The organism is Rhodococcus sp. RDE2, assembly GCF_020885655.1.
Taxonomy (GTDB): domain Bacteria; phylum Actinomycetota; class Actinomycetes; order Mycobacteriales; family Mycobacteriaceae; genus Rhodococcus; species Rhodococcus pyridinivorans.
In genome coordinates this window covers 4293625-4306375 of the sequence record NZ_AP025186.1, presented here as the reverse complement: position 1 = coordinate 4306375, position 12751 = coordinate 4293625, and the positions used below count along the sequence as shown (strand labels likewise).

11 protein-coding genes are annotated in these 12751 nt (G+C 67.9%); 7 read left to right on the top strand and 4 right to left on the bottom strand.

Translation table 11 applies throughout. The annotated features are described in order from the left end of the window. Positions 1 to 4 precede the first annotated feature (4 nt). Both LPH33_RS20070 and LPH33_RS20065 read right to left on the bottom strand, forming a co-directional pair. Complete coding sequence (locus LPH33_RS20070; protein WP_106201337.1) at positions 5 to 1186, bottom strand: hydroxylase; 1182 nt, start codon at positions 1184 to 1186, stop codon at positions 5 to 7. A 44-nt stretch (positions 1187 to 1230) separates the two neighbouring features. After that, entirely contained in the window at positions 1231 to 2403 is a 1173-nt protein-coding gene (locus LPH33_RS20065; RefSeq protein WP_106201671.1) for a Rieske 2Fe-2S domain-containing protein, read from the bottom strand. 207 nt (positions 2404 to 2610) lie between these two features. Between LPH33_RS20065 and LPH33_RS20060 the strand changes: the two genes are divergently transcribed. Together LPH33_RS20060 and LPH33_RS20055 are read left to right on the top strand one after the other, a co-directional pair. Beyond that, complete coding sequence (locus tag LPH33_RS20060; RefSeq protein WP_145964768.1) at positions 2611 to 3420, top strand: mycofactocin-coupled SDR family oxidoreductase; 810 nt, start codon at positions 2611 to 2613, stop codon at positions 3418 to 3420. Beyond that, positions 3420 to 4253, top strand: coding sequence for a mycofactocin-coupled SDR family oxidoreductase (locus LPH33_RS20055; RefSeq protein ID WP_229565629.1), 834 nt, complete (start codon positions 3420 to 3422; stop codon positions 4251 to 4253). The genes LPH33_RS20060 and LPH33_RS20055 overlap by 1 nt, the downstream gene beginning before the upstream one ends. A gap of 72 nt (positions 4254 to 4325) precedes the next feature. Here LPH33_RS20055 and LPH33_RS20050 read toward each other — a convergent pair whose 3' ends face one another. After that, complete coding sequence (locus tag LPH33_RS20050) at positions 4326 to 5990, bottom strand: flavin-containing monooxygenase (RefSeq protein ID WP_420714454.1); 1665 nt, start codon at positions 5988 to 5990, stop codon at positions 4326 to 4328. Positions 5991 to 6373: 383 nt separating this feature from the next. Here LPH33_RS20050 and dnaK point away from each other — a divergent pair, with 383 nt between their 5' ends. The 5 genes from dnaK (at position 6374) to LPH33_RS20025 (ending at position 12151) form a co-directional block, all read left to right on the top strand. After that, positions 6374 to 8215 carry a molecular chaperone DnaK gene (gene dnaK, locus LPH33_RS20045; protein ID WP_059384608.1) on the top strand — a complete coding sequence of 614 codons (1842 nt, stop codon included), beginning with the start codon at positions 6374 to 6376 and terminating at the stop codon, positions 8213 to 8215. After that, positions 8212 to 8856, top strand: a complete 645-nt coding sequence (grpE, locus tag LPH33_RS20040) for a nucleotide exchange factor GrpE (protein WP_059384607.1) — start codon at positions 8212 to 8214, stop codon at positions 8854 to 8856. Before dnaK ends, grpE begins: the two co-directional genes overlap by 4 nt. A gap of 32 nt (positions 8857 to 8888) precedes the next feature. Then, positions 8889 to 10058: a molecular chaperone DnaJ gene (dnaJ, locus tag LPH33_RS20035; protein ID WP_229565627.1), complete on the top strand. Its 1170-nt coding sequence runs from the start codon at positions 8889 to 8891 to the stop codon at positions 10056 to 10058. Next, on the top strand, positions 10058 to 10462 hold the full coding sequence (locus LPH33_RS20030) for a heat shock protein transcriptional repressor HspR (protein ID WP_060650480.1): 405 nt from the start codon (positions 10058 to 10060) through the stop codon (positions 10460 to 10462). Before dnaJ ends, LPH33_RS20030 begins: the two co-directional genes overlap by 1 nt. A gap of 153 nt (positions 10463 to 10615) precedes the next feature. Beyond that, positions 10616 to 12151, top strand: a complete 1536-nt coding sequence (locus LPH33_RS20025) for an FAD-binding protein (protein WP_060650481.1) — start codon at positions 10616 to 10618, stop codon at positions 12149 to 12151. Positions 12152 to 12211: 60 nt separating this feature from the next. On the opposite strand, the gene LPH33_RS20020 is transcribed toward LPH33_RS20025, so the two are convergent. Next, positions 12212 to 12664 carry a hypothetical protein gene (locus LPH33_RS20020; RefSeq protein ID WP_229565626.1) on the bottom strand — a complete coding sequence of 151 codons (453 nt, stop codon included), beginning with the start codon at positions 12662 to 12664 and terminating at the stop codon, positions 12212 to 12214. Between the last annotated feature and the right edge of the window lie 87 nt (positions 12665 to 12751).

The following is a 12751-nucleotide window of genomic DNA, read 5'->3' as shown; positions in this document are numbered from 1 at the left end:
AAGGTCAAATCATCGCCCGCAGCGGACCCTGCGGGTCCACACCGAGGCCGCTCAGCGTCGCCGCGTGGTAGACCGTGCCCGGGACGTGGATCGCGTGGTGCAGACCGGCGTGTGCGTCGCGCCAGAAACGCTGCATCGGCTTGTCCATCCGCAGGGCGTTGCCGCCGCACCGGGCGTAGACCTGGTCGACGGCCGTGACGGCCTGCCAGGCGGCGTTCACCTGGGTCTCGCGGCCGAGAGCACGCTGCTCGAAGGTCGGCGTCTTCCCGGAGTCGACGATGTCCCACATGCGATCGACGTTGGCGAGCAACGAATCCCGCGCCGACCGCAGTTTCGCCGTGGCCTCGCCGATCGCGAACAGGGTGTAGGGATCGTCCTTGACGGCCGTGCCCTGCGGGTTGATGCGCTCGCGTTGGTACTCGTTGGCGTGGTGCAGCAGGCCCTCGCAGATGCCGATGGTGGCCGAGGTGATTCCGAGCGGGAACATGTTCGACCACGGCATCAGGTACAGCGACTCGGTGCGGCCGTACTTGCGGACGGCGGTGCCGTCGATGACCTCGTCGCAATCCATGACGCGGTAGTCCGGCACGAACGCGTCCTCGACGACGACGTCCTTCGACCCCGTTCCGCGCAGACCCACGACGTCCCACGAGTCGTCGATGATCCGGTAGTCGGACCGCGGGATGATCACGTGCAGCATGCGCGGCGGCATCTGCACGCTGCCGTCCGGGTTGCACGCCATCGCACCGAGGAACGCCCAGTCGCAGTGGTCGGTACCCGAGGAGAACGACCACCTGCCGGAGAACTTGTAGCCGCCGTCGACCGGAACGCACATGCCGCCCGGCATGTACGGCGACGCGAGCCACGTGTCCTGGTCCTCGCCCCAGACCTCCTGCTGGACCCTGGGATCGGCGAACGCGAGCTGCCAGGGATGCACGCCCACGATGCCGTGGACCCAGCCGGCCGAGGGGTTGAGCGACGCCATCCGCATGACCGTCTCGGCGAACTCGCGCGGATGCGACTCGAAACCGCCGTGCTCCTTGGGCTGCAGCATACGGATGGAGCCGGACTCCTTCATGCGCTTGACGGTCGCGTCGGCGACCTTGCCGATTCGTTCGGCCTCGACACCTTCGAGGAAGATGTCGTCGGCCGCGGCCTCGATGCCGGCCAGGACTTCGTAGCTCATGATCGTGTTCCTTCTGGTGGGGTGGGGGATGCGAGGAGGGGGCTCTAGGGGGTCGCGGTCGTGCCTTCGGTCTGCTTCGCGAGGTTCTCCGCGACCTCCTTCTGCCAGCTCGCGACCGCCCGGGTGGTGTCGATCTCGAACTCGAAGCGCTTGGTCATGTCCTCGGTGATGTCCTCGACATCGACGTAGAACTGCTGGTACCAGCGACGCAGCTGGTAGACCGGGCCGTCCTCCTCGGACAGCAGCGGATTATCGATGGGTGCCTTGTTCTTCCAGATCTCGACGTCCTGCTCGAAACCGAGCTGCACACCCTCGGCGAACTGCGCGGCCATCCCGGCGGCCATCTCGTCCGACACACCCGGGAGCTTCTTGACGATCGCGCCGTACTGCAGCACGAACTCGTTGTTGCTCACCGGGTAGTGGCAGTTGATGAGGATGGTCTCGATGGTCTGGCCGTTGGCATCGGATTCGAGCCAGTCGATCATGTACGACGGACCGAAATAGGTCGCTTCCGAACGCAGTTCGGCGTTGGGGTCGTCGTAGTTGGTGCCGCTGACGACGTCCTCGCGACCGGTCGAGTGCATGTACTGCGTGGCGGTGTGGCCCTCGAAGACGTTCTTGAAGTAGCGCGGGAACGAGTAGTGGATGTAGAAGAAGTGCGCCATGTCGACGACGTTGTCGACGATCTCACGGCAGTGGGAGCCCTTGATTCGCAGGCTCTTCCAGCTCCAGTCCGTCCACTCGTCGGTGCCATAACCGGCGATCTCCGGGATGGTGACGTCCTCCGGCGGCGGGTTGCCCTGCGGGTCGTTCCAGACGTACAGCTGGCCGTTGCGTTCGAGGGTCGTCCAGGCGCGGGTCTTCGCGATCGGCGGGACGCGCCGGGCGTAGGGGATGTCGGTGCACTTGCCCTTGCCGTTCCAGCGCCAGTCGTGGAACGGGCACGCGATCGAGTCGCCCTTGACCTCGCCGCGGCTCAGGTCGCCACCCATGTGCCGGCAGTAGGCATCGAGGACGTTGAGCTGCCCCTTGCTGTCGGCGAACACGACCAGCTTGGTTCCGAAGGCCTCGATGGAGTGCGGCTTGCCGTCCTGGAAGTCTCGGAGCAGGCCGAGGCAGTGCCAGCCCCGTGCGAAGCGGGTGGGAGCGGCCGCAGCCTGGATCTCGCGGATCTCGACGTCGTCGTCCGAACCGGACCGTGCGGTGTCGATGGACATGAATTCCTCCGTGCCGTCAGTGGTGGAGAGACTTGTGATGCGCCTCATGGAACTCGTCGGCCACTCGCCGTGTGAAGCGTGTCTCCCGCTGGATGGAATGCGACGAACCGGCGGGCAGAACAGGCCTCCCGTCACACGGGAGAAGCCCTCCCGAGGGAACACCCGCGGTCGTTAGCGTCGCGGCACATCACGGCGAAAGGAACGTTCATGGCACGGATGACCGGGAAGGTCGCGCTGATCACGGGCGCCGCAGGTGGGCTGGGGCGCGCATGTGCGACGCGGCTGGCGGAGGAGGGTGCCGACATCGTCGCGCTGGACCTGCCGGGCGGCCGCACGGAGGCGGAACTGGACGAGACCGCCCGCCTCGTACGCGCCACGGGGCGCCGGATCGTCACCGGCACGGCGGACGTCCGCGACCTCGACGCGGTGGTCGCGGCGGTGCGGGCCGGGGTGGCCGAACTCGGGCCGCTCGACGTCGTGATCGCCAACGCCGGCATCAGCGACAATCCGGGTCCGTCCTGGAAGATCGACGACGAGATCTGGAACCGGTCGATCGACGTCAACCTCACCGGCACGTGGCACACCGTCAAAGCCGGTGTCGCCGAACTCGGTTCCGCAGGCGGATCGGTGATCCTCGTCAGCTCCACCGCCGCGATCAAGGCCGTACCCGGTGCGTCCCACTACACGGCGGCGAAGCACGCGGTCACGGGTCTGGCCAAGACGCTGGCGAACGAACTCGGGCCCCTGGCGATCCGTGTCAACACGGTTCACCCGGGTGCGGCGGCGACACCGATGACGCTCAATCCCGCGACCTTCGCGCGGCTGCGCCCCGACCTCGAGGCGCCCACCGCCGACGACGCCGCGGAGGTGCTGTCGACGAAGACGCTGCTGCGCGTGCCGTGGGTCGAACCGGTCGACGTGAGCAACGCGGTGCTGTTCCTGGCGTCCGACGAATCCCGGTACGTCACCGGGCTGCACATGGTCGTCGACGGCGGCCTGACCCAGAAGGTGGCGTGATGAGCGGGCGTCTGGACGGGAAGGTCGCGCTGATCACCGGCGCGGCGCGGGGGATGGGGCGTGCCCAGGCGGTGCGATTCGCGCAGGAAGGCGCCGACATCGTCGCCGTCGACGTGTGCGCGCCGGTGGACCACGCGACCACACCCGGTGCGTCACCCGACGATCTCGCCGAGACCGTGCGGCTCGTGGAATCGTTCGGCCGGAAGATCTGCCCCTTCGAGGTGGACGTGCGTGATCAACCGTCGCTCGACGACGCGGTGACGCAGGGTGTCGCGGCGCTCGGCCGGCTCGACGTCGTCTGCGCGACGGCGGGGATCAGCTCGTCGGGACGGGCGACGGAGCTGGACGCCGAACGCTGGCAGACGATGCTCGACGTCAACCTCACCGGCGTGTGGCGCACGTGCAAGGCCTCGATCCCACACATCGTGACCGGTGGTCGCGGAGGCTCGATCGTGCTCGTCAGTTCGATCGCCGGTCTGCGCGGGCTCGTGAGCGTCGGGCACTACACCGCCGCCAAGCACGGTGTGGTGGGGCTGATGAAGTCGCTCGCCAACGAACTCGCCCCGCATCGGGTGCGGGTCAACACGATCCACCCCGCCAACACCCGGACCACGATGGTGGAGAACCCGGCCACGATGCGCACCTTCTGCCCGGGTGTCGAGAACCCGACGCGGGAGCAGTTCGAGACGGCCCTGCAGTCGATGCACCTGCTCCCCGTGCCGTTGATCGAACCCGAGGACATCGCGAACGCGAGCTTGTTCCTCGCCTCCGAGGAGTCCCGCTACATCACCGGTGTCACCCTGCCCGTCGATGCCGGTCACTGCATCAAGTAAGCACTGGGTCGGACCACCACCGGTTGCGCCCGGACGAATTGCTCGACGGGCGCAACCGGTCGGTCCTTTGTCCTACCGTCCGGGGTCTCGGCCCTCGAGGATCGCGAATCCCTTGTACCCGGATTCGGCGACCTCCGTGATGATCTCGCGGTAGACGCCGAAGCCGCCGAGGAAGGGCATGAACACACGGGGCCGCCCCGGGATGTTCGCACCGAGGTACCAGGAGTTCGCGGAGTTCAGCAGCGACGCCTCGGCCCGGTTGCGGCATTCCTCCACCCAGTCGGCGACGGCCTCCGGCGTGCCCTCGATACCGGCGGCGCCGCGCGCATCGAGATTGGCGATCGCGTCGGCGACCCAATCGACGTGGAGTTCGGAGTGCAACACCATGTTCGCGAGGACCGACGGGCTGCCGGGACCGGTGAGGTTGAAGAAGTTGGGGAAGCCGTCGATGCCGAGCCCGAGATAGGTCTGCGGGCCGGCCGCCCACTTCTCCTTCAGTGTTCGACCGCCGCGGCCGACGATCTCGAGCTTGTCGAGCGAACCGGTCATGGCGTCGAAGCCGGTCGCGAGGACGATCATGTCGAGGTCGTAATGCGCGCCGGTGGTGACGATGCCGGTCTCGTCCATGCCCACGATCGGGGTGCTGCGCAGGTCGACGAGTTCGACGTTGTCGCGGTTGTACGTCTCGTAGTACCCGCTGTCGGTGACGATGCGCTTGGCGCCGATGGCGTGGTCCTTGGGGATCAGCAGTTCGGCGACCGCAGGATCGTCGACGACCGCGCGGATCTTCTCCTCCCAGAACGCACGGGCGGTGTCGTTGGCAGCCGGATCGGTGAGCTGCTCGGGGAACGCCTTGGAGAAGAGGACGCCGCCGAGCTTCCAGCGTTCCTCGTAGACGGCGCGGCGTTCCTCCTCGGACACCTCGAGTGCCGACTTCGGGTGCGGCCGGTGCGGGGAGCCGCCGCCGGATTCCCGGGACAGCCGGCGTCGCTCGGCATAGTTCGCCTTCTGCTCGGCGCGGGTGGCGTCGTCGAGCGGCACGTTGCCGGCGGGGATGCTGTAGTTCGCCGAGCGCTGGAAGACGAACAGCTGCTCGGCCTGCTCGGCGATGATCGGGATCGACTGGATGCCCGACGATCCCGTGCCGATCACGCCGACGCGCTTGCCGGTGAAATCGACGCCGTCGTGGGGCCAGCGGGCCGTGTGGACGATGTCGCCGGCGAAGCGGTCGAGACCGTCGAAGGCCGGGGTGTTCGCGTTAGACAACGGCCCGGCGGCCACGACGAGGAAGCGGGCGGAGACCTCGTCACCGCGGTCGGTGCGCACGGTCCAGCGCAGGCCCTCCTCGTCGAGGACCGCGGAGGTGACGCGGGTGTCGAACCGGATGTCGCGGCGCAGGTCGAACCGGTCGGCGACGTGCTCGAGGTAGGCGAGGATCTCGGGCTGGGTGGCGTACTTCTCGCTCCAGTTCCACTCCTGCTCGAGTTCGGGGGAGAAGGAGTAGGAGTAGTCGATCGACTCGACGTCGCAGCGCGCGCCGGGGTAGCGGTTCCAGTACCAGACCCCGCCCACCCCCGACGCTGCCTCGAACGCGCGGACCGTCAGGCCCTGGCTGCGGAATCTGTGGATCGCGTAGAGACCGGCGATGCCGGCCCCGACCACGACGACGTCGTACGACGTGGTCCCGGTGGTGGCATCAGGTGCGGTGACGACGGATCGGGGATGCTGGCCGTTCAACTTGGAGTCCTTCCACGAGCGCGAACAGTCCGGTCCCGGAACGGACACGGAGGTTCATGAAGTGGCCTCACGCTAGGGCGGGTGGAACGGGCGGGGCACCGGTCTTTCCCGCCCAGCGGGTCGTTTCCGGGGACGGCAGGGGAGCGGCAGAACAGCGCGATCCGACGCGGAAGTGATCTACGTCACGATCGGAACAAAAATCCGCGACCTGCCGTTGGATGAGTCAGACAACTTGAGCGCACTAGGCTCAACCTCATTTGACGACGTGAGTCGATCGGGTGCAGGCTTGAGTCGACCGCGCTCACCCGGGTCGAACAGGTCCGGGGGAGCAGGAACGTTTTCGCGGCGTGTACGCGCCGCGGCAGGAACATTGGAGGAAAATTATGGCTCGTGCGGTCGGCATCGACCTCGGAACCACCAACTCGGTCGTTTCCGTTCTGGAAGGCGGCGAGCCCGTTGTGGTCGCCAACGCCGAGGGGTCCCGTACCACCCCGTCCGTCGTCGCATTCGCGAAGAACGGTGAGGTTCTGGTGGGCCAGCCCGCCAAGAACCAGGCGGTCACCAACGTCGACCGCACCATCCGTTCGGTCAAGCGCCACATCGGCACGGACTGGACCGTGGCCATCGACGACAAGAAGTACACGCCGCAGGAGATCAGCGCCCGCACGCTGATGAAGCTCAAGCGCGACGCCGAGGCCTACCTCGGTGAGGACATCACCGACGCAGTCATCACCGTCCCGGCGTACTTCAACGACGCCCAGCGTCAGGCCACGAAGGAAGCCGGCACCATCGCCGGCCTCAACGTCCTGCGCATCGTCAACGAGCCCACCGCGGCTGCCCTCGCCTACGGCCTCGACAAGGGCGAGAAGGAGCAGACCATCCTGGTCTTCGACCTCGGTGGCGGCACCTTCGACGTCTCCCTCCTCGAGATCGGCGACGGCGTCGTCGAGGTCCGCGCGACCTCCGGCGACAACCACCTCGGTGGCGACGACTGGGACGAGCGCATCGTCAACTGGCTCGTCGACAAGTTCAAGGCACAGCACGGCGTCGACCTGACCAAGGACAAGATGGCTATGCAGCGTCTGCGTGAGGCTGCCGAGAAGGCCAAGATCGAGCTGTCGTCCTCGCAGTCGACCTCGATCAACCTGCCCTACATCACCGTCGACGCGGACAAGAACCCGCTGTTCCTCGACGAGCAGCTCACCCGCTCGGAGTTCCAGAAGATCACCGGCGACCTCCTCGAGCGCACCCGCGCTCCGTTCCAGCAGGTCGTCAAGGACGCAGGCATCTCCGTCGGCGACATCGACCACGTCGTGCTGGTCGGCGGCTCGACCCGTATGCCCGCCGTCACCGACCTGGTGCGCGAGCTCACCGGTGGTCGCGAGCCCAACAAGGGCGTGAACCCCGACGAGGTCGTCGCCGTGGGTGCAGCTCTGCAGGCCGGCGTCCTCAAGGGCGAGGTCAAGGACGTGCTGCTGCTCGACGTCACCCCGCTGTCGCTCGGTATCGAGACCAAGGGCGGCGTGATGACCAAGCTCATCGAGCGCAACACCACGATCCCCACCAAGCGGTCCGAGACCTTCACCACGGCCGACGACAACCAGCCGTCCGTGCAGATCCAGGTCTACCAGGGCGAGCGTGAGATCGCGGCGCACAACAAGCTGCTCGGTTCGTTCGAGCTCGGCGGCATCGCGCCGGCTCCGCGCGGTGTCCCGCAGATCGAGGTGACCTTCGACATCGACGCCAACGGCATCGTCCACGTCACCGCCCGCGACAAGGGCACCGGCAAGGAGAACACGATCAAGATCCAGGAAGGCTCCGGCCTCTCCCAGGAGGAGATCGATCGGATGGTCAAGGACGCCGAGGCCCACGCCGAGGAGGACCGCAAGCGTCGCGAGGAGGCCGAGGTCCGCAACCAGGCCGAGTCGCTCGTGCACCAGACCGAGAAGTTCATCAAGGAGAACGAGGACAAGGTCCCGGCCGACGTCAAGGAGAAGGTCGAGGCTGCCGTCAAGGAAGCCAACGACGCTCTCGCCGGCTCCGACATCAACGCGGTCAAGGCCGCCGTCGAGAAGCTCGCGACCGAGTCGCAGGCCCTCGGCCAGGCCATCTACGAGGCGCAGGGCGCCGAGGGTGCCGCTGCCGGTGACGGCGCGGCCGCAGGTGCCGACGACGTCGTCGACGCCGAGGTCGTCGACGAGCCGAACGATTCGGAGAAGAAGTGAGTGCCGACAAGCCCGAGCAGGAACCGGTGACCGTCACCGACAAGCGACGGATCGACCCCGAGACCTTCGAGGTGCGCGACCCCGCCGAGGAGCCGCGCGCCGAGGAGGGCGAGGTGATCGAGTCGGTTCCTGCGGAGGGTGACACCGAGAAGGCCGAGCAGACCGAAGGACAGTCGCAGGAGGCGAAGGAACTCGCCGAGCGCACTGCCGACCTGCAGCGCGTGAGCGCGGAGTACGCGAACTACCGTCGCCGCGCCGAGGCGCAGCGCACGGCGATCGCGGAGGAGGCCAAGGCCTCCGTCGCGGCGAAGTTCCTCGACGTCCTCGACGACCTCGACCGGGCCCGCGCCCACGGCGACCTGGAGACGGGTCCGCTGAAGGCGCTGTCCGGCAAGCTGACCGCCGTGTTCGACAGTGTCGGACTCGTCGCGTTCGGCGAGGAAGGCGACGCCTTCGATCCCGAGCTGCACGAGGCCGTCCAGATGGAAGGCGACGGTCACCACCCGGTGCTCGGGGCGGTGCTCCGCAAGGGTTACCGCTTCGGCGACCGCATCCTGCGGCACGCGATGGTGACGGTCACCGACGGCGATCCGGCGGACACGCCGGGCGACGCGCCGTCGGCCGAGCCGGGCACAGAGTAAGAACAAGAAAACGCGAGAGGAGGAGACGCCCGGTGAGCCAGCGGGAGTGGATCGAGAAGGACTTCTACAAGGACCTGGGCGTCTCCCCCGACGCAACGCAGGACGAGATCAAGAAGGCCTACCGGAAACTGGCGCGGGACCTGCATCCCGACGCCAACCCCGGTGACGCCAAGGCCGAAGAACGTTTCAAGGCCGTCAGCGAGGCCAACGCCGTCCTGTCGGATCCCGCCAAGCGCAAGGAATACGACGAGACCCGCCGCATGTTCGCCTCCGGCGGCATGCAGGGCGGCTTCCGTCCCGGCGCCGGCGGATTCTCCGGTGGCACCGGAGCGACCTTCGACATCGGCGACCTGTTCGGCGGTGGCGCCGGCGACGGTGGACTCGGCGACCTCTTCGGCGGCCTGTTCAACCGCGCCGGCGGAGCGGCACCGGGCGCCCGTTCGCGTCCGCGCCGCGGCTCCGATGTCGAGACCGAGACGACACTCGACTTCCGCGACGCCGTCCAGGGCGTCACGGTTCCCCTGCGGATGACCAGCCCAGCGCCGTGCACCACCTGCCACGGCAGCGGTGCCCAGCCGGGAACGAGCCCGCGGGTCTGCCCGAACTGCAACGGAAGCGGTGTGGTCTCCCGCAACCAGGGCGCCTTCGGATTCTCGGAACCGTGCGACGACTGCCGGGGCAGTGGATCGATCATCGACAACCCCTGCAGCGACTGCCGCGGTACCGGCGTGCAGAACCGCACCCGCACCATCACCGTGCGGGTCCCCGCAGGTATCAAGGACGGTTCGCGTATCCGCCTCGCCGGTCAGGGCGAGGCCGGTCTGCGCGGCGCCCCGTCCGGCGACCTGTTCGTGACGGTGCACGTGCGCCCCGACCGCGTGTTCGGTCGTGAGGGCGACGATCTGACCCTCGTGCTGCCCGTCAGCTACGGCGAACTCGTCCTCGGCGGCACCGTCTCGGTGCCGACCCTCGACGGCCGCGTCGGGCTGAAGATCCCGCCGGGAACGGCCGACGGCCGGGTCCTGCGGGTCCGCGGACGAGGCGTCCCCAAGCGCGGGGGCGGCGCCGGTGATCTTCTCGTCACGGTGAAGGTCGCGATCCCGCAGAATCTCGACGAGAAGGCGACGGAAGCGCTGCACAACTATCTTCGTGCAGAAGAGGCAAGCGGTTTCGATCCTCGAGAGGGATGGGCAGGTGCGTGATGAGCGAGACGAGAATGCCACGGGATCTGTCACCGGACCCCGATGCGCGCGTCTACGTCATCTCGGTGGCAGCAGAACTCGCCGGGATGCATGCGCAGACGCTGCGTAACTACGACCGGCTCGGACTCGTCACCCCGCACCGCACCAGCGGCGGCGGCCGCCGGTACTCGCCGCGCGACGTCGAACTGCTGCGCGAGGTGCAGCGACTCTCCCAGGACGAAGGTGTCAACCTCGCCGGGATCAAGCGAATCATCGAATTGACCAACCAGGTCGAGGCGCTGCATCAGCGCGTCGCCGAACTCCACGCGGAGGTCGCCCAGTTGCGTTCGACGCGCGGTGATCTGGTGCCGATTCCGCGCAGCAACGCCCTCGTCGTGTGGAAGCCGCGCAACAGGCGAGACTGACCGCACCGCGGTCGAGCGAGACTGACCGCACCGCGGTCGAGCGGGACCGACCGGACGATTTTCTCCCGCCCAGCGAGATGAGCGTGTCGGGACCCGTCGTGGTCTGCCTAGTGTGGCGTGTTCCACACGAACGGTCGACGGAAGGCAGCAGTCATGGCGGAGTGGGCGGAAGAATGCGACGTCCTCGTGGTGGGGTCGGGAGCCGGAGGGTGCTGCGGTGCGTACACCGCTGCACGTGAAGGACTCTCGGTGATCCTCGTCGAGGCGTCCGAGTACTTCGGCGGCACCACGGCGTACTCCGGGGGCGGCGGTGTCTGGTTCCCCACCAACGCGGTGCTGCAGCGTGCCGGTGACGACGACACCATCGAAGACGCGCTGACCTACTACCACGCGGTCGTCGGCGACCGCACCCCGCGCGAGCTGCAGGAAGCCTACGTCCGCGGCGGCGCCCCGCTGATCGACTACCTCGAATCCGACGACGACCTCGAATTCATGGTCTACCCGTGGCCCGACTACTTCGGCAAGGCGCCCAAGGCCCGTGCCCAGGGACGTCACATCGTCCCGTCGCCGCTGCCCATCGCCGACGATCCCGAACTCAACGAGTCGATCCGCGGCCCGCTCGGCCGCGAACGCAACGGCGAACCCCTGCCCGACATGCTCATCGGTGGTCGCGCGCTCGTCGGCCGATTCCTGATCGCCCTGCGCAAGTATCCGAATGTGGACCTGTACCGGAACACCCCCCTCGAGGAACTGATCGTCGAGGACGGCGTGGTCGTGGGCGCGATCGTCGGGAACGACGGTGAGCGACGGGCGATCCGCGCGCGCAAGGGCGTCGTCCTCGCCGCCGGTGGCTTCGATCAGAACGACGAGATGCGAGGCAAGTACGGGGTGCCGGGCGCCGCGCGGGACTCGATGGGCCCGTGGTCGAATCTCGGCAAGGCGCACCAGGCGGGTATCGCAGTCGGCGCCGATGTGGATCTGATGGGCGAGGCCTGGTGGTCGCCGGGGCTGACCCACCCGGACGGACGTTCGGCGTTCGCACTGTGCTTCACAGGCGGCATCTTCGTCGACCAGGACGGCGCGCGGTTCACCAACGAGTACGCACCCTACGACCGGCTGGGCCGCGACGTCATCGCCCGCATGGAACGCGGCGAGATGACGTTGCCGTTCTGGATGATCTACGACGACCGGAACGGTGAGGTCCCGCCGGTCGGGGCGACGAACGTGCCGCTCGTCGAGACCGAGAAGTACGTCGACGCGGGACTGTGGAAGACCGCCGACACCCTCGAGGAACTCGCCGAGCAGATCGGTGTGCCCGCCGAATCCCTGAAGGCGACCGTCGCGCGGTGGAACGAGCTGGCCGCGAAGGGAGTCGACGAGGACTTCGGTCGCGGGGACGAACCCTACGATCTCGCCTTCACCGGTGGTGGGTCCGCGCTGGTCCCGATCGAACAGGGCCCCTTCCACGCGGCGCAGTTCGGCATCTCCGACCTCGGCACCAAGGGCGGTTTGCGGACCGACACCGTCGGGCGCGTGCTCGACAGCGAGGGCACCCCGATCCCCGGCCTGTACGCGGCGGGCAACACGATGGCCGCACCGAGCGGCACCGTCTACCCGGGCGGCGGCAACCCCATCGGTGCGAGCGCGCTGTTCGCGCACCTGTCCGTGATGGACGCGGCCACACGCTGACGCACATACGAATCGGGCCCGGAAGGATACGCAGTATCCCTCCGGGCCCGGTTCGTCGTCTCAGGGGCGGGTGACGGCGAAGCCCGCTGTCATGAACGGATATCCGTCCTCCACGGTGGTCGCGACCTCGAAACCGTGCCGGTTGGCACCTCCGATGTGGGTGCCGTCGCTGTTCGCGACGCCCGTGCCGTAGTTGTTGGCCATGAGCGCCACGGTCGCGTCGCCGGGCATCGTGTAGTCGATCTGGATGCCGAACCCGCGCCGGTCGGCGCTGCTCGCCGAGACCGTCTCGGTGGAACGGGCCGGGACCACGGTGGCCGGCTCGTCCACCCACGTCCCGTACGGATTGTCCTTCGACGTGAGCACCATCGGTGCGTCGGTGTCGTTGTGGATCGTCAGCGTGATCGTGGGCCCGTCGGTGGGCAGGGAATCGGCGGCCGCAGTGGCCGGTGCGGTGATCGCCGCCGCAGCGGTCAGAACTGCCGCTGCGACAGCGCGGGTGCGGTACTTCATCGTGCTCCTGGCGGTTGACGACTCGTGGTTCTCAGCCGTGCCTGGCCGGCCGCTGAAGTGTACCCGTCGGTAGCCTGATCCGCCGGT

What these genes read in the sequence shown, in the direction of transcription:
- LPH33_RS20070 (WP_106201337.1), bottom strand. Translation starts at nt 1,186, where the DNA reads ATGAGCTACGAAGTCCTGGCCGGCATCGAGGCCGCGGCCGACGACATC.
- LPH33_RS20065 (WP_106201671.1), bottom strand. Translation starts at nt 2,403, where the DNA reads ATGTCCATCGACACCGCACGGTCCGGTTCGGACGACGACGTCGAGATC.
- LPH33_RS20060 (WP_145964768.1), top strand. Translation starts at nt 2,611, where the DNA reads ATGGCACGGATGACCGGGAAGGTCGCGCTGATCACGGGCGCCGCAGGT.
- LPH33_RS20055 (WP_229565629.1), top strand. Translation starts at nt 3,420, where the DNA reads ATGAGCGGGCGTCTGGACGGGAAGGTCGCGCTGATCACCGGCGCGGCG.
- dnaK (WP_059384608.1), top strand. Translation starts at nt 6,374, where the DNA reads ATGGCTCGTGCGGTCGGCATCGACCTCGGAACCACCAACTCGGTCGTT.
- LPH33_RS20030 (WP_060650480.1), top strand. Translation starts at nt 10,058, where the DNA reads ATGAGCGAGACGAGAATGCCACGGGATCTGTCACCGGACCCCGATGCG.
- LPH33_RS20025 (WP_060650481.1), top strand. Translation starts at nt 10,616, where the DNA reads ATGGCGGAGTGGGCGGAAGAATGCGACGTCCTCGTGGTGGGGTCGGGA.
- LPH33_RS20020 (WP_229565626.1), bottom strand. Translation starts at nt 12,664, where the DNA reads ATGAAGTACCGCACCCGCGCTGTCGCAGCGGCAGTTCTGACCGCTGCG.